23 protein-coding genes are annotated in these 23,765 nt (G+C 69.1%); 20 read left to right on the top strand and 3 right to left on the bottom strand.

What is annotated here, in order from left to right; genetic code table 11:
* The first annotated feature begins 55 nt into the window (after positions 1-55).
* From AC5RVZ_RS18820 to AC5RVZ_RS18800, 5 genes are read left to right on the top strand one after another with little or no spacing between them, the layout of a single operon-like run.
* On the top strand, positions 56-1,345 hold the full coding sequence (locus AC5RVZ_RS18820; RefSeq protein WP_494067254.1) for a nucleotide sugar dehydrogenase: 1,290 nt from the start codon (positions 56-58) through the stop codon (positions 1,343-1,345).
* 60 nt (positions 1,346-1,405) lie between these two features.
* Complete coding sequence (locus AC5RVZ_RS18815; protein ID WP_494067253.1) at positions 1,406-2,026, top strand: acyltransferase; 621 nt, start codon at positions 1,406-1,408, stop codon at positions 2,024-2,026.
* Positions 2,023-3,117, top strand: coding sequence for a DegT/DnrJ/EryC1/StrS family aminotransferase (locus AC5RVZ_RS18810; RefSeq protein ID WP_494067252.1), 1,095 nt, complete (start codon positions 2,023-2,025; stop codon positions 3,115-3,117). Before AC5RVZ_RS18815 ends, AC5RVZ_RS18810 begins: the two co-directional genes overlap by 4 nt.
* Positions 3,118-3,119: 2 nt before the next feature.
* A complete protein-coding gene (locus AC5RVZ_RS18805; RefSeq protein WP_494067562.1) occupies positions 3,120-4,190 on the top strand; it encodes a Gfo/Idh/MocA family protein in 1,071 nt (356 codons plus the stop codon).
* Positions 4,190-5,368 (top strand): glycosyltransferase, encoded by a 1,179-nt coding sequence (locus tag AC5RVZ_RS18800; RefSeq protein WP_494067251.1) that lies wholly within the window; start codon positions 4,190-4,192, stop codon positions 5,366-5,368. Before AC5RVZ_RS18805 ends, AC5RVZ_RS18800 begins: the two co-directional genes overlap by 1 nt.
* A 150-nt stretch (positions 5,369-5,518) precedes the next feature.
* Here AC5RVZ_RS18800 and AC5RVZ_RS18795 read toward each other — a convergent pair whose 3' ends face one another.
* Complete coding sequence (locus AC5RVZ_RS18795; protein WP_494067250.1) at positions 5,519-6,658, bottom strand: glycosyltransferase; 1,140 nt, start codon at positions 6,656-6,658, stop codon at positions 5,519-5,521.
* A 206-nt stretch (positions 6,659-6,864) separates the two neighbouring features.
* Between AC5RVZ_RS18795 and AC5RVZ_RS18790 the strand changes: the two genes are divergently transcribed.
* Genes AC5RVZ_RS18790 through AC5RVZ_RS18765 form a run of 6 tightly spaced genes read left to right on the top strand, consistent with a single transcriptional unit; the run spans position 6,865 to position 12,445 of the window.
* Positions 6,865-8,025, top strand: a complete 1,161-nt coding sequence (locus AC5RVZ_RS18790; RefSeq protein WP_494067249.1) for a glycosyltransferase — start codon at positions 6,865-6,867, stop codon at positions 8,023-8,025.
* A 27-nt stretch (positions 8,026-8,052) separates the two neighbouring features.
* Positions 8,053-8,718: a glycosyltransferase family 2 protein gene (locus AC5RVZ_RS18785; RefSeq protein ID WP_494067248.1), complete on the top strand. Its 666-nt coding sequence runs from the start codon at positions 8,053-8,055 to the stop codon at positions 8,716-8,718.
* 4 nt (positions 8,719-8,722) lie between these two features.
* Positions 8,723-9,106 carry a DUF2304 domain-containing protein gene (locus AC5RVZ_RS18780; RefSeq protein WP_494067247.1) on the top strand — a complete coding sequence of 128 codons (384 nt, stop codon included), beginning with the start codon at positions 8,723-8,725 and terminating at the stop codon, positions 9,104-9,106.
* Positions 9,103-10,329: a glycosyltransferase gene (locus AC5RVZ_RS18775; protein ID WP_494067246.1), complete on the top strand. Its 1,227-nt coding sequence runs from the start codon at positions 9,103-9,105 to the stop codon at positions 10,327-10,329. The genes AC5RVZ_RS18780 and AC5RVZ_RS18775 overlap by 4 nt, the downstream gene beginning before the upstream one ends.
* Entirely contained in the window at positions 10,322-11,458 is a 1,137-nt protein-coding gene (locus AC5RVZ_RS18770; protein WP_494067245.1) for a glycosyltransferase, read from the top strand. Before AC5RVZ_RS18775 ends, AC5RVZ_RS18770 begins: the two co-directional genes overlap by 8 nt.
* Positions 11,459-11,461: 3 nt before the next feature.
* The gene (locus tag AC5RVZ_RS18765) at positions 11,462-12,445 is read left to right on the top strand and encodes a glycosyltransferase (RefSeq protein WP_494067244.1); all 984 of its coding nucleotides are present in this window, start codon (positions 11,462-11,464) and stop codon (positions 12,443-12,445) included.
* Between the two features lie 51 nt (positions 12,446-12,496).
* On the opposite strand, the gene AC5RVZ_RS18760 is transcribed toward AC5RVZ_RS18765, so the two are convergent.
* Positions 12,497-14,314 (bottom strand): ABC transporter ATP-binding protein, encoded by a 1,818-nt coding sequence (locus AC5RVZ_RS18760; RefSeq protein ID WP_494067243.1) that lies wholly within the window; start codon positions 14,312-14,314, stop codon positions 12,497-12,499.
* A 205-nt stretch (positions 14,315-14,519) separates the two neighbouring features.
* On the opposite strand from AC5RVZ_RS18760, the gene AC5RVZ_RS18755 reads away from it, so the two are divergent.
* The 7 genes from AC5RVZ_RS18755 (at position 14,520) to AC5RVZ_RS18725 (ending at position 19,287) form a co-directional block, all read left to right on the top strand.
* Positions 14,520-15,746 (top strand): TadA family conjugal transfer-associated ATPase, encoded by a 1,227-nt coding sequence (locus tag AC5RVZ_RS18755; protein WP_494067242.1) that lies wholly within the window; start codon positions 14,520-14,522, stop codon positions 15,744-15,746.
* Entirely contained in the window at positions 15,743-16,597 is an 855-nt protein-coding gene (locus tag AC5RVZ_RS18750) for a type II secretion system F family protein (protein ID WP_494067241.1), read from the top strand. The genes AC5RVZ_RS18755 and AC5RVZ_RS18750 overlap by 4 nt, the downstream gene beginning before the upstream one ends.
* Positions 16,594-17,535, top strand: coding sequence for a type II secretion system F family protein (locus AC5RVZ_RS18745; RefSeq protein ID WP_494067240.1), 942 nt, complete (start codon positions 16,594-16,596; stop codon positions 17,533-17,535). Before AC5RVZ_RS18750 ends, AC5RVZ_RS18745 begins: the two co-directional genes overlap by 4 nt.
* Before the next feature lie 69 nt (positions 17,536-17,604).
* Positions 17,605-17,817 (top strand): hypothetical protein, encoded by a 213-nt coding sequence (locus AC5RVZ_RS18740; RefSeq protein WP_494067561.1) that lies wholly within the window; start codon positions 17,605-17,607, stop codon positions 17,815-17,817.
* A 1-nt stretch (position 17,818) separates the two neighbouring features.
* A complete protein-coding gene (locus AC5RVZ_RS18735) occupies positions 17,819-18,268 on the top strand; it encodes a TadE family protein (RefSeq protein ID WP_494067239.1) in 450 nt (149 codons plus the stop codon).
* Positions 18,269-18,337: 69 nt separating this feature from the next.
* Positions 18,338-18,787, top strand: a complete 450-nt coding sequence (locus tag AC5RVZ_RS18730; RefSeq protein ID WP_494067238.1) for a hypothetical protein — start codon at positions 18,338-18,340, stop codon at positions 18,785-18,787.
* A gap of 86 nt (positions 18,788-18,873) precedes the next feature.
* Positions 18,874-19,287, top strand: a complete 414-nt coding sequence (locus AC5RVZ_RS18725; protein ID WP_494067237.1) for a pilus assembly protein TadG-related protein — start codon at positions 18,874-18,876, stop codon at positions 19,285-19,287.
* Between the two features lie 60 nt (positions 19,288-19,347).
* Here the strand turns inward: AC5RVZ_RS18725 and AC5RVZ_RS18720 are convergent, their stop codons facing one another.
* The gene (locus AC5RVZ_RS18720; RefSeq protein ID WP_494067236.1) at positions 19,348-20,691 is read right to left on the bottom strand and encodes a S8 family peptidase; all 1,344 of its coding nucleotides are present in this window, start codon (positions 20,689-20,691) and stop codon (positions 19,348-19,350) included.
* A gap of 293 nt (positions 20,692-20,984) precedes the next feature.
* On the opposite strand from AC5RVZ_RS18720, the gene prfB reads away from it, so the two are divergent.
* Positions 20,985-22,103, top strand: a complete 1,119-nt coding sequence (gene prfB, locus AC5RVZ_RS18715; RefSeq protein WP_494067235.1) for a peptide chain release factor 2 — start codon at positions 20,985-20,987, stop codon at positions 22,101-22,103.
* 352 nt (positions 22,104-22,455) lie between these two features.
* Positions 22,456-23,661 carry a substrate-binding domain-containing protein gene (locus tag AC5RVZ_RS18710; protein ID WP_494067234.1) on the top strand — a complete coding sequence of 402 codons (1,206 nt, stop codon included), beginning with the start codon at positions 22,456-22,458 and terminating at the stop codon, positions 23,659-23,661.
* Positions 23,662-23,765 lie beyond the last annotated feature (104 nt).

The raw sequence follows: 23,765 nt of genomic DNA, 5'->3' as shown, positions 1-23,765 counted from the left end.
TTGACTCTGGGCCGAAGGGCCGACACACCGACACCACGAGAAAAGGCCTTAGCTCTTGAAGATCGCTGTCATTGCTCTGGGAAAGATCGGGTTGCCGTTGGCCGCCCAGTTCGCCTCGAAGGGGCACGAGGTCGTCGGCGTGGACGTCAACCCCGCCGTGGTCGACCTGGTCAACGCGGGCAGTGAACCGTTCCCGGGGGAGGCTGGGCTCCAGGACAGGCTGGCAGAGCTGGTGCCTGCGGGCAGGCTGCGGGCGACCACCGACTATGCGGACGCGGTGCCGGGAGCGGACGCCGTGGTGCTGGTGGTTCCGCTGTTCGTGGACGCGGAGGCCAAGCCCGACTTTGGCTGGATGGATGCCGCCACGCAGGAGCTGGCCCGGCACCTGACGCCGGGCACGCTGGTCTCCTACGAGACAACGCTGCCGGTGGGAACCACCCGGACCCGGTGGAAGCCGATGCTCGAGGCCGGCTCCGGCCTGGTCGAGGGCGAGGACTTCCACGTGGTCTTTTCCCCGGAGCGGGTGCTGACCGGGCGGGTGTTCGAGGACCTGCGCAAGTATCCCAAGCTCATCGGCGGGCTGTCCGGGGCCGGTGCGGCGGCGGCGCAGGAGTTTTACGAGGCGGTGCTGGACTTCGACGACCGTCCGGACCTGCCGCGCGGCAACGGCGTCTGGGACCTGGGCTCGGCTGAGGCCTCCGAGCTGGCCAAGCTCGCCGAGACCACCTACCGGGACGTGAACATCGGGTTGGCGAACCAGTTCGCCCGCTATGCCGCGACCGCCGGGATCGACATCTACCAGGTGATCGAAGCGTCCAACTCCCAGCCCTACAGCCATATCCACCAGCCCGGCATCGCCGTCGGCGGGCACTGCATCCCGGTGTACCCGCGGCTGTACCTGTGGAACGATCCGTCGGCCACGGTGGTGGCCGCGGCCCGGGCCGCGAATGCGGGCATGCCGGACTACACGATCGGCCTGCTGGAGGGCGCCTACGGCGACCTGGCCGGCGCGCGCGTGGCCGTGCTGGGCGCCGCCTACCGCGGCGGCGTGAAGGAGACGGCGTTCTCCGGGGTGTTCGGCGCGGTGGAGGCGATCAACGCCCGGGGTGGCACCGCCGTCGTGCATGATCCGATGTTCAGCGACGCCGAACTCGCCGCCCTGGGCTTCACGCCCTACCGGCTGGGCGAGCCGGCCGACGCCGCGGTGGTGCAGGCCGACCACGCCGAATATGCGCAGCTGGGACCGGACGACCTTCCCGGCGTGAAAGTGTTCGTCGACGGCCGGCGGGTCAGCTCGGCCGAACGGTGGCCGGGCGTGGCGTACCGGGTGATCGGCAAGGCCTGAGGGCCGGGCGAAGACGCAATGGACGGTGGAGCAGCGGTCGTGAACGGAAAGAAGGAACCCATGGCGTTCATCGCCGATACGGCGGACGTCGCCGACGCCGCCCGGCTGGGCGAGGGCACGAAGATCTGGCACCTGGCGCAGGTCCGCGAGGGCGCGGTGCTGGGAGAGAACTGCATCGTGGGACGGGGCGCCTACATCGGCACCGGGGTGCAGGCCGGGGACAACTGCAAGATCCAGAATTATGCGCTGGTGTACGAGCCGGCGCGGCTGGGCCGCGGGGTGTTCATCGGCCCGGCGGTCGTGCTGACCAACGACACCTACCCGCGGGCGGTTGCCCCGGACGGGTCGCTGAAGAGCGCCGACGACTGGACGCCGGTGGGCGTGGACATCCGCGACGGCGCGTCGATCGGCGCGCGGGCGGTCTGCGTGGCCCCGGTGACCATCGGCGCCTGGGCCACCGTGGCGGCCGGCTCCGTGGTCACCCGCGACGTGCCCGACTTCGCCCTCGTGGCCGGGGTTCCGGCCAAGCGGATCGGCTGGGTGGGCCGGGCCGGACAGCGGCTAATCCAGGACCCGGCGGACCCGTCGGGGTGGGTGTGCCCGGCGACCGGCGCCCGGTACCGGGAGGACGAGGGCGTGTTGCACGAAGTGTCGGACGAAACCGGAGGAGAACAGCTGTGAGCAAGGACTTCATACCGGCGGCGAAGCCGATCATCGGGGACGAGGAACGGGCCGCGGTGGACGCCGTGCTGGCCTCCGGCATGCTCGCCCAAGGGTCGGAGGTCGCAGCCTTCGAGCGGGAGTTCTCGCAGGTGCTGCTGGACGGCCGACACGCGGTGGCGGTCAATTCCGGGACCTCCGGCCTGCACCTGGGCCTGCTGGCCGCCGGCATCGGTCCCGGCGACGAGGTCATCGTCCCGTCGTTCACCTTCGCGGCCACCGCGAACTCGGTGGCCCTGACCGGCGCCACCCCGGTGTTCGCCGACATCGAGCCGGAGCACTACTGCCTGGACCCGGAGGCGGTCCGGGCCGCGGTGACCGGGCGGACCAAGGCCGTCATGCCGGTGCACCTGTACGGACACCCGGCGGACATGGACGCGCTGGGCAGGCTCGCCGCGGAGAAGTCGCTGCTGCTCTTCGAGGACGCCGCCCAGGCCCACGGCGCGTCGCTGGGCGGCCGGCCGGTGGGCACGTTCGGCGAGTTCGCGATGTTCAGCCTGTACCCGACCAAGAACATGACCTCCGGCGAAGGCGGCATGGTGTCCACCGGCAGCGACGAGGTGGCGCGCCGGCTGCAGCTGCTGCGCAACCAGGGCATGGAACGCCAATACGAAAACGAACTGGTCGGCTTCAACGCCCGGATGACCAACCTGCACGCCGCGATTGGCCGGGTGCAGCTGGGCAAGGTCCTCGGCTGGACCGAACGGCGCCGGGCCAACGCCGCGTTCCTAGACGCGAACCTGGACGGCGTGGGCACGCCGAAGGTGGCCGCCGGGGCGGTCCACGTCTACCACCAGTACACCGTGCGGATCGGCGCGGGGGAGCGGGACCGGTTCGCCGCGGCGCTGAAGGACGAATACAACATCGGGTCCGGGGTCTACTACCCGATCCCGAACCACCGGCTGCCCTCCTTCAACGTCGCCGCGGACCTGCCGGTGACCGAAGCCGCGGCCGCCGAGGTGCTCTCGCTGCCGGTGCACCCCTCGCTCGACGCCGAGGACCTGGACCGGATCGCCACGGCGGTCAACGCCCTCGCGAAGGCAGGGGCGTGAGCATGGCGGGGACCGGCAAGACCGTGCTGCGCGCCGGGCTGATCGGCCTGGGCATGATGGGCCGCCACCACGCCCGGGTGCTCCGCGAGACCGAGGGCGTGGAACTGGTGGCCGTCGCGGACGCGTACGGCGACCCGCACGGCGCGGCGCCCGGCCTGCCCGTTTTCGGCGGCGTCGAGGAACTGATCGCGGCCGGTATCGACATCGCCATGTGCGCGGTGCCCACCGGCCTGCACGAGGAGGTCGGCCTGGCCCTGGCCGAAGCCGGCGTGCACACCATGGTGGAGAAGCCGATCGCCGACACCGTGGCGGGCGGCGAGAAACTGGCCGCCGCGTTTGAATCGCGCGGGCTGGTCGGCGCCGTCGGCCACATCGAACGGTACAACCCGGCGCTGCAGTCGCTGCGCGCCCGGTTGGAGGCCGGCGAACTCGGCCGCATCTTCCAGATCGCCACCCGCCGGCAGGGCCCGTTCCCGGCCCGGATCGCCGACGTGGGCGTGATCAAGGACCTGGGCACCCACGACATCGACCTCACCGCCTGGCTGGCGCAGTCCGAGTACCAGTCCGTCAGCGCGCGCACCACCATCCGCTCCGGCCGCGAGCACGAGGACATGGTCGCGGCCACCGGACAGCTGGCCAACGGGGTGATCACCAGCCACCTGGTCAACTGGCTCTCGCCGATGAAGGAACGGGTCACCATGGTCACCGGGGAGCGCGGCGCCTTCGTGGCGGACACGCTGACCGCCGACCTGACGTTCTACGAAAACGGCACCATCGACACCGAATGGGAATCCGTGGCGAACTTCCGCGGCGTCTCCGAAGGCAACATCACCCGCCTGGCCATCCCCAAGCGGGAACCGCTGAAGGTCGAACACGAGGCCTTCCGCGACGCCGTGCTCGCCACGCGCGGACTGCCGCCCGGTTCCCCGGCCGCCCAACACGACGGCGGTGCGCGCCCCGGCCGCCCGGCGGCCAGCATCGTCACCATGCGCGAAGGGCTGAACACGCTGCGCGTCGCCGAAGCCATGATCGCCAGCGCGAAGGAATCCCGCACCGTCGGGCTGCACGCCTGATGGGCCTGCGGATCGTGGTGGCCACCCGGATCTATGCGCCGGAGGCCGGCGCCGCGGCCTACCGGCTGGCCGCCACCGTGCGGGCCCTGACCGAGGCCGGCCACCAGGTCACCGTGCTCACCACCCGGCCCCCGAAGGGGCTCCGGGCCGCGGCGGGGGAAACCGCCGGCCACGGCGCCCGGATCCTCCGCTGGCCCGTGCTGCGGGACGCCAGCGGCGCCGTGCGCGGGTACCTGCAGTACGCCAGCTTCGACATCCCGCTGTTCTTCCGCCTGCTGGCGCAGAAACCCTTCGACGTGCTGCTCGTGGAGCCGCCGCCGACCACCGGCGTGGTGGTCCGGGCCGCGGCCGCGCTGCGGCGCCGCCCCTACGTGTACTTTTCCGCCGACGTCAGCTCCGACGCGGCGGCCGGAATCGGCGTGCACCCGCAGGTGGTCAAGGTGCTGCGGGCCGTGGAACGCTGGGTCGTGACCGGCGCAGCCGGCGTCCTGAGCATCTCGACCGGCGTGACCCAGGCGCTGGCGCGGCTGACCTCCGGACGCGCCAGGGTGGCCGAGGTGGGCACCGGCATCGACACCGGCACCTTCAGCCTGAACGGGCCCCGCGATGCGCACCCCGGCCCCACCTTCGTCTACGCCGGCACCATGTCCGAAATCCAGGGCGCCGGCGTGTTCGTGGACGGATTCCTCAAGGTCATGGACCGGTACCCCGACGCGCGGCTGCTGATGTACGGCGGCGGCGTGGAGCTGGAGGAGCTGCGCCGGCGGGCGGCACCGGCGGGGGAGCGCATCCGCTTCATGGGAACGGCCGACGGCGGCACGATCGCCGGCGCGCTGCGCTCGGCCGCCGCGGGGCTGGCCTCCGTGCGGCCGGCCCGCGGCTACGACTTTGCCTTCGCCACCAAGGCCTTCGTCTCGCTGAGCTGCGGCACGCCCGTGGTCTACGCCGGCGTCGGCCCGCTGCGACAGCTGGTGGCCGACCACGGGCTGGGCCAGAGCGTGGACTGGGACGCCGGCCAGGTGGCCGAGGCCCTGGCCGCGGCGGTGGAACGGACCCCGGACGACGCCGAGCGCCGCCGGCTGTCCGCCTGGGTCGAGCGAAACTACTCGCTGCGCGGCGTGGGCGCCCGCGCCGCCGAGGCCGTCGCGGACGCCGCGAGAGGCTCTCGGCCGCGCTGACGCCGGCCCCGTCGCGGACGCCGCGAGAGGCTCCCGGCCGCGCTGACGCCGGCCCCGTCGGGGCTTCGGCAGGGCCGCCAGGATGCCTCCGGCGACGGCCTCGGTCCGGGGCCCCGGCAGGGTCGAGGAAGCCTCCGGTGTCGGCCTCGGTCAGGGCGTCAGCAGGGCCGCGAGGATGCCCCTGGTGACGGCCTCGTCCTCGGCCGAGCTGAGCGCCGCCGCGGCTCCGTGCGCGTTGGCCTTGTACTTGTCCACCTGTTCGGTGGTCAGCGACGCCAGCGCCCGGGCCAGCGACTCGGTGCTGAAGTCCTCGGTCACCACGCCCAGGTCGTAGGCCTGCATCAGTGCCGCGGTCTCCGGGGACGGGCTGAACACCAGGGCCAGCCGCGCCTGGACAAAATCGAAAAACTTGTTCGGCAACATGAACCGGTGGTTCATCGTCTGCGGCGGAAGGGAAAAGACCCCGACGTCGTAGGCATTGAGCGTGGCGGGCAGCTCTTCCGGCGGCACCGCGTCGTGGAAAGTGATGCGTACGTCGCCGTCGGCCAGGTCCTTGAGCTGCTGCCAGTAGCGTCCGCCGTCGCGCGCCTTGACCAGATACAGATCCAGCGTGAATCGGTCATCCAGCAGCTTCACGGCGTCGATGGTGCCTTCCAGGTTGCGGCCGGGTATCGCGGCGCCGCTGTGGACCAGGCGGATCTTCCCTGGCAGCGGCGCCGACGGTTCCAACTGCCGGAACGGCCCCGCGTTGCGGACCACCTCCACGGTGCAGCCGAACTGGTCGGCATACATCCGGGCGATCGAGCCGTTGACGGCGGTGACCGCGGCGCTTTTCGGCAGGTACTTGGCGCACACCCTGTGCATGTACGGCGCGACCAACAGCCGCCAGGGCAGCACGTGGGAGCGTTCCTCCGGCGCCCACTCGTGCATGTCTCCCCACACCGGGGCCCCCTGCGCCACGGCGTGGGCCAGGGGCAGGGACCGCGCCTCATTGGCCACGACCAGGTCGAAGCGGCGTCCAGCCACCAGATCGCGGGCCTGCTTGACTGCGGGTGCAGCCAGCTCCACCGCATAATACTGGCGCAGCGCCAACAGCAGCACACCCAGCGGCGTCTGCGGCAGCGAGGGCAGCGACGCGTCGATTTCGAGGTGGTGGGTGGCTCCGGGGGGACGCTTGCCGTAGCTGAGCGTCGTGACCTCGCCGGCCTCGGCCAACAGCTTCAGCTGCCGCAGTACCCGGGAATCGGCCTGGATATCCGAGAACGAGATACACAGGATCTGCTGGGCCACCACTGCTCCTTGTCGCTGACGCCGGGCGAGTGCCGGACACTGAAAGATTACCGTCCGGGAATCGATCCGTGGCGGCGCGACGGCGCACCGGGCGCGCCGGGCCGCGGGCGAGGAGGCCGGCACGCCGGGGTGGCGTTCAGGACACCTGGCTAGGATGGCGATAAGCCGAGCCGGCTGCAGCCCACCCACCAAGGTCCGGGAGCCCCGTGAAGATCGCCATCACCAAAAGCACGTTGCGGATTCCGCCAACGTACTTCGCCACGGCACACGCCGAGCGGTTGAAGGACAGGCACGACTTCCGTGTCTTCACGCTGGTGGCGGAGATCGAGGATTCGTCCGTCACGATCCCGGTCACGGACTTCGTCCCGGTGCCGCGGCTGGGCTTCCGGCGCCGCGAGCTCATGATGCCGGCTTTCATGCCGGCCATGACCGTAGCCGTGGGCCGGTTTGAACCGGACATCATCCATCAGCACTTCGCCACCTGGTCGACGCCCGCCGTGAAGGTCTCCATCGTGTCCGGGACGCCGCTGATCACCACCATGCACGGCTCCGACCTCGTGTCGCTGGGGAATCCCGCGGACACGGTGATGGCCCGGTGGCACCACCGGAACGTCCTTGCCGCGGCGGCGCACAGCACCCGCATCCTGGTGGTCAGCAACTACATGGCCGGCCGTGCCGCGGAGCTGGACCTGGACACCGCGAAAATCCAGGTGCATTACCAGGGCGTCGACACCGACTACTTCGAGCCGGTCCGCTACCAGGCCGATGAAGTGCCCGTGGTGCTCTTCGTCGGCCGGCTGAACACGCAAAAGGGCATCCGGGACCTGTTGGACGCCTCGCTTGCCGTCTGGCGCAAGGCCCGGCACCGGCTGGTGGTGATCGGGGACGGGCCCTTGCGGGACACCGTCGCCGAGCAGGCCGCCAGCCATCCGCACATCGACTATCTGGGCCGCCAGGACCGGAGCGCGATCCGCTCCTGGCTGCAGCGGGCACATGTCCTGGTGGCACCCAGCCAGGAAGCCGGCGGCGCCCGGGAAGCCGCCGGCCTGGTGCTGCTGGAGGCACAGGCGTGCGGCACACCCGTGCTGGCGTACCGCAGCGGCGGCATTCCCGAAATGATGGACGACGGCGTCACCGGCCTGCTGGCACCCGAGGCCGAGTACAACCAGTTGCAGGACGGGCTGCAGCAGCTGCTGCAGCTGGGCAGCGCAGAGTACCTGGCCATGCGCCGGGACGCGCGCAAGTTCGTGGTGGACCAGCGGAGCCTGGCGGGCAGCGTGCGGGAGCTGGACGGCCACTATCAAGACGTCGCAGCGCAACCGCAGGCCACCGGACGGCAGGGCCCGCCGCCGCCGGAACAGCCGTGACCATTCCCTGTGTGGAATACTGGGCGGGTGAGTCGCTGCTGGGTCGTCGTGCCGATGTACAACGAGGCCACCGTCGTCGGCTCGGTCGTCCGGGAGCTGCTCGAGACCTTCCCGCACGTGGTGTGCGTGGACGACGGCAGCACGGACGACTCCGCCGCCCTGGCCCGCAAGGCGGGCGCCGTCGTCGTTGTCCATCCGGTGAACCTGGGCCAAGGCGCCGCCCTGCAGACCGGCATCGAATATGCAGTACAGGATCCGCAGCTGGACGCGGTCATCACGTTCGACGCGGACGGCCAGCACCGGGTCCAGGACGCCGCGGCGATGCTGGCGCGGATCCGGGACGGCGAAGCGGACGTGGTGCTCGGTTCCCGCTTCCTCGACGGGCGGGGCGAAGTCTCGGCGCTCAAGCGCCTGGTGCTGCGCACGGCGGCCATCCAGTCCCGAATTTCCACCGGCTACCGCCTCACCGATGCCCACAACGGGCTGCGTGCCATCTCCGCCGACGTGGCCCGGAGAATCCACCTGACCCAAAACCGGATGGCGCACGCCTCCGAACTGATCCACCAGTTCGCCGCCCTCGACGCCCGCGTGGTGGAGCAGCCGGTACACATCGTCTACACGGAATATTCCAAGTCCAAGGGGCAGTCCCTGCTCAACGGCATCAACATCCTCGCTGACCTCTTCTTCCGGTGAACCCATGCTCATAGTCGTCCAAATCGTCCTGGTCCTGGCCGTCGCCCTCGGCGCGCTGGCGCTGATGCGCGGGGGCCAGAACGCCCGGCACCAGGCCGTGCGCCGCATCCTGCTGATGCTTTTCGCGGTCATGGCCGCGCTGTCCGTGTTCTTCCCGGGCATCCTGACCGCCGTGGCGAATGCGCTGGGCATCGGCCGCGGCACCGACCTGGTGCTGTACGGGCTGATCGTGTGCTTCCTGATCTACATGGCCAGCTCCTTCCAGCGCACCCGGCAACTCGAGGAGCGGATCACCAAGCTCGCCCGACGCATCGCCCTGGACGAGGTACCCAAGCCGGATGACATCGGCGAACCGGACGACGCGGCACGGCCGGGAACCGGGCCATGACGGCGCCGGAGAACCCACGCCACCACGACGGCGGTCCGGAAGCCGAAATCGTGATCGCCGTGCATACCGCTGACCGGCCGGTCCGCCGCGCCGTGGACTCGGTCCTGGCCGCCGCGCCGGGGCGCGTGGGCGCCACCGTGGTGTGCCACAACATGGACCCCGGTTCCGTGCGCGGGCAGCTGGCCGGCCTTCCGGAGACCGTCCGGGTGCTGGAACTGGCCGACGGGGTGCCGTCCCCGGCCGGGCCGTTCAATTACGGGCTGGGCCAGGCCCGGGCACGGTATGTCGGCATCATGGGGTCCGACGACACACTGGAACCCGGCGCGGTGTCCGCCTGGCTGGACGCCGCGCACGCCACCGGCGCGGTCGCCGTCGTCGCACCCCTCCGCTACCGCGGCGGCCCACGCATCCTCACGCCCCGCGCCCGGGTGATCAGGGGCCCGCTGGTGGACCCGCTGCGCGACCGCCTGGCCTACCGGACGGCACCGCTGGGACTGATCCGGCGCGAGGCGGTCGGCCGGTTGGGCCTGCGGCTGACCGAAGGGCTGCGCACCGGGGAGGACCTGGAATTCGGCCTGCGCCTGTGGTTCTCGGGCGAGAAGATCGCCTACCCGGCCCACGCCCCGGCGTACCTGGTGGGACAGGACGCGGACGAACGCGTCACCGCCGCCGTGCTGCCGCTGCGCACCCAGTTCCAGGACGTCGAGTCGCTGGTGTCCGGGGACTGGTTCCAGGCGCTGCCCGCCGCCCGGCGCGAGGCCATCGCGGTGAAGCTGCTGCGCGGCCACGTCATCAGCGCGGCGCTGCGCCGAGGCGCGGACTTCGCCTGGGGAGCCGAGGACCGGGAGGCGATGTCCGCCGTCGTCCGCTCCCTGACCGACGCCGCCCCCGGGGCGCCGCGCCTGCTGGGGGCCCCGGATGAACGGCTGCTGCGGGCCCTGCGGGATGCGGCCTCCGCCGCGGACCTTGCGTTAGACGTACGACGGCGGGAGGCCGCCGGCGCGCTGCAGCGCACCTTCACCCGGCGCTGGCCGGACAACGCCCGGCGCGAAGCCCCGCTGCGGACCAACCTGAACTCGCTCGCGTTCACCGCCGCCTGCCGGCTGCGCGAGGCCCGGCCGCAGGCAGGCCCGGCCGCTTCGGCGGGTCGTCCCGCCGGGGCCAACGGCTCCTCCGCCGCCCCGGAATCCGCCGAACCCGACGTAAGGCAGCCCCGTGACTGATGCCCGATCCCTGCTGGTCCTCTCGCTCTCGCCGCTGCGCAGCGACCCGCGGGTGCTCAAGCAAATCACCCTGTTCAAGGACAAGTACCGGGTGTTCACCTGCGGCTACGGCCCCGCGCCGGACGGCGTCGCCGGGCACTTCGAGCTGGACACTGCGCTGGCCAGCTGGCCGCGCGATCCACGGGGGCTCGCCCTGCGCCGCTACGTGGACGTGTATTGGAACATTGCCGCCGTCGCGCAGGCCCGGAAGCTGCTGCGCGGCCAGCGGTTCGACGCGGTGCTGGCCAACGACACCAACACCGTCCCGCTGGCGCTCAGCCTCGGCCCGGACCGCGGCGTCCACGCCGACCTGCACGAATTCGCGCCGAAGGAGCACTTCAACAAACCGGCCTGGCGGGCGCTGGTCGCTCCCTACGTCCGCTGGCTCTGCCGCACCTACCTGCCGGCCGTGCGCTCGGTGACCACGGTGGCGGAGGGCATCGCCGAGCAGTACACCAAGGACTTCGGCGTCGCCGCCTCCGTGGTCACCAACGCCGCCCCCTACGCGGACCGGCAGCCGCGGCCCACCGGCGCGAAGATCCGGATGATCTACAGCTCCGCGGGACAGCGCTACCGCAAGATCGAAGACATCATGGAGGCCATGCGCGGCGCGCCGGAGAACCTGGAGCTGGACCTGATCGTGATGCCCAACGAGCCGGCCTACGTGGCCGAGCTCAAGGCGCTCGGCGAGGAACTGCCGCGCGTGCGGTTCCGCGAGCCCGTCCCGTACAACCGGCTGGTGGACACCGTCGCCGAATACGACGTCGCCGTCTCCATCATTCCGCCTACCAACTTTAACCTGGCGCACGCCCTGCCGAACAAGTTCTTCGAGGCCGTGCAGGCCCGCACCGGACTGATCATCGGGCCCTCGCCGGCCATGGAGACGCTGCTGCGCCGGCACGGCCTGGGCGCCGTCACCGCCGACTTCACCCCCGCGGCCCTGGTGGAGGTGCTCAAGACCCTGACGCCGCAGCTGGTGGACGAGTGGAAGGCCAACGCGCACGCCGCCGCCCGCGAGCTGTCCTCCGAGCACCAGATCAAGGGCTGGGAGCAGGCCGTGGACGGTCTGTTCGCCCGGCAGGAGGCCTGAGCGGTGGCAGCAGAACCGCGCGTCCTGCACATCTATGACGCCGCCGACGTCGGAGCCACCCTGGTCAAGTACGGCCGGCGGGCGGGGCGCCCGTGGCGGCACTTCAACGTCATCCCGCCGGAGGGCGCCCCGTCCTCGGCCGCGGGCCGGGCCGGGAAACTCGCCGCCGGTGCCGCCTGGCAGGCGCGGCGGGCCGCCGCCATCCTGCGGTCGGACCTGCTGCACGTGCACTCGGGGTCGCGGATCGGCGTGGTGCGGTCCCGGCCGGTCAAGCCCTTCGTGCTGCATTTCCACGGCACGGACATCCGCACCCAGTACTACGATCCCGTCCGCCGGCCCGCGCTGCAGTGGGGCGCCGACCACGCCGTGCAGGTGCTGTACTCCACCCCGGACCTGCGGGAACACGCGGAAACTGCCCGCGCCGACGCCGTGTACCTGCCGAACCCGGTGGACCTGGAGGAACTGCCCGAGTGGCGGCCCGCCGCCAGGCCGCGGATCGTTTTCGCCTCCCGCTGGGATGACTCCAAGGGCGGCCAGCGACAACTGGAACTGGTGCGGGCCCTGCAGGTGGCCGCCGGCGCGGAGGTGGAGCTTCAGGGGCTGGAGTGGGGCGGTGGCGCCTCCCGGGCGGCGGAGCTCGGCGTCGTGATGGTGCGGAAGATGCCCAAGCCCGCGTACCTCCGCTGGCTCGCCTCTGCACATGTGGTGATCGGCCAGACCGCCGGCATCCTGGCCATGAGCGAACTGCAGGCCATCGGCATCGGGGTTCCCGTGGTGATGCAGCCGGGGGAGGGGTACTACCGGTCGCCTCCCGTGCTGCAGGGGGAGTCGGCCGAAGCGCTCGCGGCCGCCGCCGCGGCGGCGCTGGAGAACCCGTTCCGCACCTCCGCGGCCCTGGACGGCCGCGCCTGGCTCCGGGAACACCACGACCCGGCCCGTCTGGTGCACCGGCTGGCTGGAATCTACGCCGCGGCGGCAGCCGGCTAGGCTTTGACGCCTCCTACGCGGGGCCTAAAGCGGCCGGCGGCGGGGGCCGGCTCAGCGGTGTTCTTCTACCGGCTTCCCAGCCGTGCCGAGGCCGGCCAGGGCAGCCTGTTCGGCGAAGTCCGGCACGGTGGCCACCACCTCGTCGAAGGTTCCGGCGGCCGCCACCGTTCCGCCGCGCATGAAGAACACGATGTCGGCGTCCCGGATCGTCGCCAGCCGGTGCGCCACGGTGATGACGGTGACGTCACCGTGCAGCTGCCGGATTGCCGTCGTCACCGCCGCCTCGGTGGCGGTGTCCAGCGCCGAGGTGGCCTCGTCCATGACGAGCACCCGGGGGTTGTCGTACAGGGCGCGGGCGATGCCGAGCCGCTGGCGCTGCCCGCCGGAGAGCGCCATGCCGCGCTCGCCGACCAGGGCGTCCAGGCCGCCGTCGCGCCCCATTACCGTGTCCAGCAGCTGCGCGCGTCGCAGCGCAACGGTCACGCGCTCGCGGTCCACGCGGGACTGGTCCCAAGCCAGGGCGACGTTCTGGGCGATCGAGGCGTCGAAGAGCGAGACCTCCTGCGGCACGTAGCCGATGCGGCGCCGCCAGGAATCCAGCACGAACTCCATGGGCTCGCCGCCCACCAGGATGCGCCCGCGGCTCGGCTCGAGCAGGCCCAGGAGCAGGTCCACCATCGTCGACTTGCCGGCGCCGGACGCCCCGACAAAGGCCACATGGCTGCCGGCCGGAATTCGGATGTTCACGTCGTGGAGGGCCGGCGCCGCGGTATCCGGGTAGCTGAAGGCGACGTCCTGCAGCTCGATGTCGGCGGCGTTGTCCGGCAGCTCGTGCTGCGGGCGCTCGTCGCGCAGCCGCGACATTTCGGCCTCGCCCTCGTGGATGTCCTCGACTATCTGCCGGGCAAAGGACGCGCTGGTATTCACGGAGGACTGCACGGCCTGCATGCGCGTCAGCGAGGGGATCAGGCGGAACCCCGCGACGGCGAACAGGCCGACGGCGCTGACCGCCCCGGCCGGTCCGCCGGTCAGGTAGCCGACGCCGCCCAACAGCGCGAAGCCCAGGACCAGGGCGGTCTCCAGCACGTAGCGCGGGATCTGCGAGATCTGGATGGCGCCGGCGCGGGCTATCGAGGACTTGGTGCGGGTGCCGTGCACCTGTTCCTGCACCTCGGGCCCGCGGCCGGCCAGGGTGATTTCCTTGAGCGCGCCCAGCGCCTCGTACAGCGTCTTGGCGGTGCGGTTGGACCATTCCCGGTTTTCCCGCCCGATGGCGACGGCGCGCGGGGAGATCACCTTGGCCAGCAGCAGCGCCACCAGGCCCAGGTAGATCATCGTCACCACCGCGATCAGCGGCTGGGCCACGAACAGCACGACGACGACCGCCACCAAGGTGCCCAGCTCGCCGAACAGGCTCATCGCCGGCATCAGGACACCCGAGACGGTGATCCCCACGCCGACGTCGACGGAGCGGACGATCTCGGCCGAGTTGCGGCCGAGCCGCTTCTCCCAGGGGGAGGCGAGGTAGGCGGCGAAGAGGCGGTCGCCGATGGCCACCTCGTGCCGGGCGAAGCGCTTGGTGGCGAAGCGCAGCAGCAGGACCGCCAGCACGCCCTTGAGCACGATCAGCAGGCAGATGAACGCCAGCAGCGGCAGGGCCAGCCCGTTTTCGGCGACGTTGCCCACGAGGGGCAGCTCGACGTCGGAGCTGCCCACCAGGGCCGGCAGCAGAGCGGCGATTAGCCCCAGGGCGACGACGTCCAGCAGGGCCAGCGCCGCCGACGCCGCGCCGTAGCCGGTCAGAAAACGCCGGCTGCCCTCGGGCAGGGTACGCAGCAGCGGCACAAGGACGTCGAGGATGCTTTTCATACTGCCCCTCAGCCTATTCCATCGCGCCCGTATCACCCGTGACGGCTGCTGGCCAGCGGCGGACCGAAGATGAGACGCTTTTTCCACAATCGGGGTGCGGGGGCTGGCCGGTCCGAAGACCGGCCGCTAGGGTCGGTGGACACACCCGGCCGCAAGTCGCAGCTTCGCGGCGGGGATGCGCCCGAACTCTGAGGGGGGAGAAGGGATGGAGGGAATCCGGATCGTCGAGGGGGAGGTCCGTGAACTGATCCGCCAACGCGGCCTGGACCCTGTTCGCCAAGGTTCGGAGGTCCGACGGCTGGTTGAAGCCGCGGTGACTGACTACGACGAACGGTCCCTGCTGGGCTCTCTTCCGCGGCTCGGACATCTGGACCATGCGCGCAAGTACGTTTTTGACGCCGTGGCCGGATTCGGCCCGTTGCAACCGCTGCTGGACGACCGCTCGATCGAAGAAATATGGATCAACTCTCCGTCCGAGGTCTATGTAGCCAGGGGCGGCGAATCCGAACTGACGTCCGTCTCGCTCACCCACCAGCAGGTGGCGGATCTGGTGGAGCGGATGCTGAAGTCGTCCGGGCGCCGCCTGGACTTGTCATCGCCCTTCGTCGATGCGGCCCTCCCGGACGGATCGAGGCTGCATGTTGTCATTCCGGACATCACCCGCCGGCACTGGGCGGTCAACATCAGGAAGTTCATCGCCCGTGCTTCGCGGTTGGAGCACCTGGTGGAACTGGGCTCGCTGACGCCGGAAGCAGCCCGTTTCCTGGGAGCGGCAGTCAGCAGCGGTCTGAACATCCTTGTCTCGGGCGCAACCCAGGCGGGCAAAACCACCATGCTCAACTGCCTGGCCGCCGCTATCGGCAGCCGGGAGCGGGTGATCACGGTGGAGGAGATCTTCGAACTGCAACTGCCCCTGCGCGACGTCGTAGGGCTCCAGTGCCGGCAGCCGAATCTTGAGGGGGAAGGCGCCATACCGCTGCGGCGGCTGGTCAAGGAGGCACTGCGCATGAGGCCCGACCGGCTGATTGTTGGTGAGGTCCGGGAAGCCGAAAGCCTTGACATGCTCGTGGCACTCAACAGCGGGTTGCCGGGGATGTGTACGGTCCATGCCAACAGTGCCCACGACGCCATCACCAAGATTTGCACCCTGCCGCTGCTGGCTGGGCAGAACATCTCGTCCGCGTTCGTGGTTCCTACTGTGGCATCGTGCATCGACCTGGTGGTCCACTGTGTCCGGCGGCCGGACGGCAGGAGACAGGTCGCGGAGATCGTGTCGCTGGGCCGGCGGGTGGAGAACGGGATTATCGAAACGTCCACGTTGTTCAGCCGCCAAGACGGCCAGCTTGAGGTGAGTCCTTCTGCCAGCCCCGCGGAGGAAAAGTTCGCGCGCGCGGGATATGAAGTCATGCAGCTGTTGGAACCGGTGCCATGACGACGGCGGCGGGGCTCCTTGGCGGAGTGGGGCTCTTCTTGATTTGGTGGTCTTGCTGGGAAAAACCGCCCCCACAGGTGCGGCTGAAGCGGCCGGGCCGGCTCTCGCGGATGATCAGCCAGGCGGGCATCGAGAGGGTATCGCCGACTGCGCTTATGGCCAGCTGCGTGGCCATGGCAGCTGCAACTTTCCTGATGGTGTTGGCACTCGCAGCATCCGGTCCCATCGCGGCCTGTTTCGGTTTGTTCGGGGGATGGCTCCCGTTCGCCCTGGTGAGTTGGAGGGCTCGCCGCCGCGCCGCCGTCTTGCGCGAAATCTGGCCGGACGCAGTCGACCACCTGCGTTCGGCCATCCGGGCAGGACTCTCGCTGCCCGAGGCGCTGGTGCAGTTGGGAACGCGAGGCCCGGTGGAGCTGCGGCCAGCCTTCAGCGAATTCGCCTCCGATTACCGTGCGGGCGGGAATTTCGATGACGCCTTGGAGCGGCTCAAAGCAAGGCTGTCCGATCCGGTGGCCGACCGGATCGTGGAGGCGCTGCGCATGACGCGTGAAGTCGGCGGTACCGACTTGGGCAGATTGCTCGGGACGCTGGCGGAGTTCCTCCGCGACAGCGCACGGACCCGCAGCGAACTTGAGGCCCGCCAATCATGGACTGTCAACGCTGCCCGGCTCGCCGTTGCTGCCCCTTGGATCATCTTGATGCTGCTGGCTACCCGGCCGGAAGCTGTGGCTGCCTACAACACGACCGGTGGGGCCGCCGTCCTGCTGGGCGGGCTCGTGGTGTCGATCGTGTGCTATCGGCTGATGCTGCGCATTGGGTCGCTCCCCGAAGAGGAGCGGGTGCTCCGGTGAACCACCTAGCTGCAACGACAGCGCTATTGGGCATCACGTTGGGGGTGGGCCTTTGGCTAACGGTCGTCCGGCTGCCATTCTTACGCCGCAGGCGCTTCGCGGACCGGATCGCCCCGCAATTGAAGTCGATCGAGATGAAGTCACGGCTGCTCGACGGCGGACCGGAGAACGTCACGCCATTCGGCCCCCTGGAACGGATTTTCCGCCCGGTGCTCCGTGACTCGGTCACCTGGCTTGGAAGGTTCAATTTCGGTTCCACCTTGCTGTCCAAGCGGTTGCTGCAGGCCGGACGCCGGCAGGGCACCGTCGATTTCCGCGCCGAACAATTGCTGTGGGCAGCGGCGGGTTTCGTCATCGGCATTGCGTGGACGATTACCTCGGCGGCGGGAAATTCGCTGGACCCGGTACTTGCGGTGATTCTCACCTTGGGACTGGCAGTGGGCGGGTTCATGCTTCGGGACTACCTTCTGAGCGTGCAAATCCAACGCCGTGAGGAAAAGATGCTGGCGGAATTTCCCAGCTTGGCGGAGTTGATGGCACTAGCCGTCAGTGCCGGAGAGAGCGCCACGGGAGCACTGGAAAGAATCTGCCGCAGCGCCCAGGGTGAGCTGGCCGGCGAATTTGCGGTGGTGCTCGCACACACGCGATCCGGTATGCCCATGCTGGCGGCGTTGCAGGACTTTTCACGCCGCACCCGCTTGCCAGCGCTGGTGCGGTTCGTCGACGGGATCACCGTTGCCATGGAGCGCGGAACTCCGCTGGCGGACGTCCTGCGGGCGCAGGCCCAGGATGTGCGCGACATGGCGAAGCGGAACCTGATGGAGTCGGCCGGAAAGAAGGAAATCGGCATGATGATTCCGCTGGTGTTCGGGGTCTTGCCGCTGACCGTGCTGTTCGCCGTGTATCCGGGACTAGCGCTGATCAGTCTCGGCTGGTGAAGTCGACGGGTGGAAATTCTCACTGGGGGTTATAGGGGAAGGATCTACGAAATGATGAAACTCTCGCTCATGTTCACTGTCACGATCTCGCTGCTGTGGAGCGGAACTCTGGATCGATTGCGACGTGCGGCGCGGGCCGCAGACGGCGAACGCGGAGATGTGCCGGGGTGGGTGATGATCACCCTGATGTCGGCCGTGCTCGTGGCCGGCATCCTGGCCCTGGCTAAACCGGCCCTGGAAGGACTGTTCAATGACGCCATCGGCCGCGTGACCCAGCCCTGACGTGGCATCGAGCGACAATGCCCGCGGCGTGCGGCCGTCCACCGCTGCCAGCGCCGGCAGCGATTCCAGTCCGGGGCGGGATCGTTCCGACCGAGGCTCCGCGAGTGTGGACTTCGTGTTGGTGGGCGGGATCCTCACCCTGATATTCGTGTCGATCATGCAGCTGAGCCTGGTCTTGCACGTGCGCAACACGCTGATCGACGCCGCGGGGTCGGGTGCACGCTACGGAATTTTGGCCGATCGAGGCGCCGCCGACGCGCACGAGAGGACGGTTGAGTTGATCTCAGCGTCGCTGACCGACAGTTACGGCCAGGATGTCCACGTTGAAGAAGTCGTCCGGTCCGGCGTCCCCACGTTACGGGTGACGGTCCGGGCTCCGCTGCCTGCGCTCGGTCTGATCGGTCCCGAAGGCGCGCTGGAGGTCCACGGTCATGCGGCTCTTCCGCGCTGACGGGTCACCGGACGCGGCGCCGGGCTCAGGGGCGGCCCGGACCCATCCCGAAACTTGCCGGAGGGCTCGGTGACGGACTTGTGGCAGCGGCTGAAGGACCGCCTGCAGGGAGAGGATCAGGAGCGGGGGAGCGCCGTCGTTGAATTCGTCTTCCTTGGCACGCTGCTCCTGGTTCCGGTGGTCTATTTCGTCATCGCGGTCTCACAGGTGCAGGCCGCGTCGTTCGCCGTCGTGAATGCCGCGGACCAAGCGGCGAAAGTGTATGCGGGGTCCAACGAGTCCTCAGCTGCTGGTCAGGCCGCGCAGCAGGCGGCGCTGTTGGCCGCCGAGGACTTCGGTTTTGGCCCGGAGGGTATGGATATCAGGATTAGTTGCGGCAATGGAGCGTGCTTGGAATCAGGCTCTTGGGTCACCACGGAAGTCGAGATTTCGATCCCGCTCCCGTTGCTGGACGGCACGGGCCTCACCATGGCCACCGTGAACTCGTCGGCGACCCAAATAGTGGAACGGTACCGATGATGCCCGAAAGACCTTCAGTCGCCGGGAGTGCCCGTCGCCTCAACGGCGCCGGAAGTCGAAGGGACAGCAACGATGATGAGGGTCAGGTGCTGGTTCTGCTCATCGGCTTTGTGTTGCTGAGCTTGTTGATCCTGACAGTGGTGATGGGTGCCTCCGCGGTGTATGTGGAGCGGAAAAAGCTGCTGTCTGTTGCGGATGGAGCCGCGCTGACTGCCGCAGACACTTTCGCCTTGGCCGACGTCGAGACAAGTTCGGGGACGCCCGTGCCAACGCTGGATGACGGTTCCGCGAGGGGATCCGTCGCGCGTTATTTGTCCGACACGGGCGCGTACGGAAGGTTTGACCAGTTGACCGTAGCCGGCGAAACCGGCTCACCGGAGCAGCGCACGGCGCACGTGGTGCTGAGTGCGGTCGTCCGGCCGCCGGTGGTCAACTTCCTCGTTCCGGCAGGCATACCGATTACCGTTTCCAGCGACGCGCGCTCGGAACTCAGACGCTGAGGTTCCAGCCCGAACTCTGCCGGGCGCCGAGGGGCAATTGACGCACCTGGTCCTTGTCCCCTAGAAGGGCATCACGGTGGTTAGGTACCCGTAGTACCGGCCCGGGACCGGCCGAAGAGGGTCGCCGATGTACCCGTACTGGGGATTCTCTTGGTTGTACTCCGCGACGGCTGCGCGGAATTGCTCTATCACGGCCGTCCCGTCGCCCTGGCAGACCCCGCTCTCCAGGCACCGGGCCACCGAACCGGCGACGATCGGACTGGAGAAGCTGGTGCCGTGTGCGTTTGCGTACCGGTCTCCCGGGACCGTTGAGGTCATGCACACCCCGGGAGCTGCGACGGTGTGCTCCTGGTCGGCAGGCTGGGCGGCGAAGTTGGAGAAGAGGGCGAACTCGTCGTCGGGATTGGGAAAAGGTCCTCCTGCGCAGCTCGCTGTTGCCGCACCACCGGGGCGGCCGTCGTAGTCAGCCATGGCGGTGGCGGTGAGCACCTCGTCATACGCGGCCGGAACAGTGTTCGAGATGTCCGCGGTGGCGTTGCCGGCGGCGACCGTCCAGACGACCCCCTGCTCGGCGCCCTGGCAAATCATCTTGTGCAGGGGATCGACCCCGTTGCCACAGCTTCCCTGATCTTGGCCGGGTCCGCCGAGGCTGATGTTGGCGACCCTGATGTCGTTGCCTGGGTCCTCATCCGTGTGAGTGGAGACCACCCAGTCGGCGGCGCAGAGAATGGCTGCTTCTGCGATGGTGCCGTCGTCTGCGATAACCCGGACGGACCACAGCGGGGCGCCGCTCGCGCTGCCGATGATCCCTGCGTTGTCGTTCTTCGCGCCAAGGATCCCGGCGACCATGGTTCCGTGCCCGAACCGATCGACGGGAGCTACCTCGGCCGGAGTACCTGATGAGCAGTCCACCCCGCCGCGCACGTTAAGGTCCGGATGCGTGCTGTCGATACCGGTGTCGATCACGGCGGCGTTGACCGAAATCTGCCGGCCGTCCTCGGCTGCCTCCTCCGGCGTGCCGCCGACCCGCAACCACCCGGGCGGGAGGAATTCGGCGCCGCTGGTTCCGTTATTGGCACCGGAAGCGTTTTCCGGCAACGCGAATTGCCGCTCGAGCGCAACGAATTCAACGGCCGGGTCGGCAGCAAGCTGCTTCGCTTCCGAGACCGTCATGGTGCCGGAGTATCCCTTCAGCGCGTGTTCGTAGGTGTTGGACCGCGTAAACCCGTACTTCTCCCCGTGGGCCGTGGCGGAGGAATCGACATTCCCGGTGCTGTCCTTGAGGACGACCGTGTAGCCGTGTTCTTCTCCCGCGGCGGCGGCCCCCGCGGCGCCATATTCAGCGGCAGCAGGACCGGCGGCGGCGGGTTCGGAAGCGGCGACGACGGTTGCTGCGGCCAGCACGAGCGCGCCGAAAGCTCCCAGGATTCTTCGCGTTTTTGGTGGTTGCGGCGGGCCGTCGTGCCGGCTTTCGGGCTTCTGCCTCTTCCGCAGGCTCTGAACGGATCCGTGACTTTGACTGGGCATTGCAGCCTCCCCCAATAAGTGGACTTAGATCGGGCCCCAACCCCATACGCGGCACCTGCATCCCGCACTCTCCAAAGGTTATTGCACGCGCCCGCGCTTGAGCTAGGGGCTGTCAGGCGCCGTCTTGGTGGGACAGAGGATTCCCCGCCATGGCGTAGGCTGGGAGGACCATGGCTGAGATCGACTTTCCCGCTGAAATCCGCGCTCTGCGCGCCACGTATGAATCCATTGAAGCCGTCTCCGACGCAGAGGCGATCCGCAAAGACATTGCCCAACTGAGCGAGCAGGCGGGCGTGCCGGATCTGTGGGACGACCCGGCCGCGGCGCAAAAAATCACCTCCAGGCTCTCGCACCGCCAGAGCGAACTGGAACGGCTGGAGAAACTGGCGGCACGGATCGACGATCTGGAAGTCCTGGTCGAACTGGGCCAGGAAGACGCCGGCGACGCGGACTCCATGGCCGAGGCGGCCAGCGAACTGGCCTCGCTCAAGAAGGCGCTCTCCGAACTCGAAGTCGTCACGCTGCTCTCCGGTGAGTACGACGAGCGCGAGGCCGTGGTGACCATCCGCTCCGGCGCCGGTGGCGTCGATGCCGCCGACTTCGCCGAGATGCTGATGCGCATGTACCTGCGCTGGGCCGAACGCCATGGCTACCCGACCCAGGTGCTGGACACCTCCTACGCCGAAGAAGCCGGGCTCAAGTCGGCCACGTTCGAGGTCAAGGCACCCTATGCCTTTGGCACCCTCTCCGTGGAGGCCGGCACCCACCGCCTGGTGCGGATCAGCCCCTTCGACAACCAGGGCCGGCGCCAGACCTCCTTCGCCGCCGTCGAGGTCATCCCGCTTATTGAACAGACCGACTCGATCGACATCCCGGACAACGAGATCAAGGTGGACGTGTTCCGCTCGTCCGGTCCGGGCGGGCAGTCGGTGAACACCACCGACTCCGCCGTGCGGCTGACCCACATCCCCACCGGGATCGTCGTCTCGATGCAGAACGAGAAGTCCCAGATCCAGAACCGTGCGGCCGCGCTGCGCGTGCTGCAGTCCCGGCTGCTGCTGCTGCAGAAGGAGCAGCAGGACGCCGAGAAGAAGGCGCTCGCCGGCGACGTCAAGGCGTCGTGGGGCGACCAGATGCGCTCCTACGTGCTCAATCCGTACCAGATGGTCAAAGACCTGCGCACCGAACACGAGGTCGGCAACACGGGCGCGGTGCTCGACGGCGAAATCGACGACTTCATCGACGCCGGCATCCGCTGGCGCGCCAACAACCGCAACGCGGAAAACTAGCCGCCAGTTCTCTGTTGCGCGAAGCCCGGCCCTCCATAAGGAGCGGCCGGGCTTTGCTGTCTAGGGAAGTGCCCAGGGGCGCCCTGGCTGAAGGCATCCAGCCGCGAGGCATCTCCTCCTGCGGTCGCTTCGCCGTGCCCCTCGCCTGTCTGGCTGTGCCCGCCGCCCGAAGTCTCGGCCGCCTGCAACCGAATCGTGACCTTTGCGACGCCGCGCGACTGTTGACACTTCTGTGAGCCACACCATAGATTTGCCGTAATCTGAATCACCTTTCAGGTTGGGGGACCTGACCATCAGGTTCAGACAGTTCCAGAGTTACTCCTCAAGAGATTTTTCAACGAAAGGCATCGGAGTGAAGGCAACGAAGAAGTTCCTGATGGCCGCGGCGCTGGTCACCGGACTGACCGTGAGCGCGTGCGCGCCGACCGCCGGCGGCGACACCGCCGGAGCGGCCGGCGAGGAAGGCAGCGCCCCCGAGAGCATCAACGTGGGCATCGTCTATTCCGAATCCGGCCCGCTGGCCGCCTACGGTGCGGCCTACTACCAGGGTCTCCAGGCAGGCATCGACTACGCGACCGAGGGCACCGGCGAGGTCAACGGCACCAAGCTCAACCTGACCTACCACGACGACGGCGGTGACCCCGACAAGGCGGTCAACGTCGCCAAGGACCTGATCGGCAAGGACTACAAGATCCTGGCCGGCACCGTGGTGTCCGGCATCGCGCTGAAGCTCGCGGAGCAGGCCGCGCAGAACAAGGTCCTCTACATCTCCGGCCCCGCCGCCACCGACGCGCTGCAGGGCATCAACGACTACACCTTCCGCTCCGGCCGCCAGAGCCTGCAGGATGTGGCGACGGCCGGCACCTTCGTGGACGACCTCAAGGGCAAGAAGGTCGTGGTGTTCGGCCAGGACAACGCGTTCGGCCAGGGCAACCTCGCCGCCGTCGAAGCAGTCCTCGGCGAGCAGGGCGCCCAAGTCGATGACGTGCTGGTACCCGAAGACGCCACCGAGTTCACGCCGTTCGCCCGCCAGCTGATCGACGCCAAGCCGGATCTGGTCTTCGTGGCCTGGGCCGGTGCCACATCGGGATCCATGTGGCAGGCACTGAGCCAGCAGGGCGCGTTCGACGCCGCCCCGATCGTGACGGGCCTGGGCGACGCCGCGACCTTCGGCGCCTACGGCAAGGCCTCGGACAAGATCAGCTTCCTGAACCACTACTTCCCGGGAGCAGCCGGCAACGACGTGGAGAAGGCCATGATCGAACACGTCGAGGCCGAGGGCAAGAAGGCCGACCTCTTCACCCCGGACGGCTTCGTCGCCGGCCAGATGATCGTGCAGGCGGTCAAGGAGGGCGGCAACGACGTCGACGCCATGGTCGAGGCGCTGGAGGGCTACAGCTTCGAAGGGCCCAAGGGCGACACGACCATCCGCGCCTCCGACCACGCGCTGCTGCAGGAGATGTACCAGGCCAAGCTGGTGGAGAAGGACGGCGAGTGGGTGCCTGAGCTGATCAAGGCCATCCCGGCCGACACGGTGGCTCCGCCGGAAGCCAAGTAACCGCAGCAAACCACAGGCAGACCCGCACTGCTGCAGTACGGGGCGCCGCCGACCTAACCGGCGGCGGCGCCCCGGCCCGCGGACAGGGTCCTCGACCGGACAGA

The sequence above is a fragment of the Arthrobacter sp. Cza30 genome (assembly GCF_059090765.1).
Note: the sequence above shows the minus strand (reverse complement) of the source record. Positions and strands in the feature narration are given on the sequence as shown.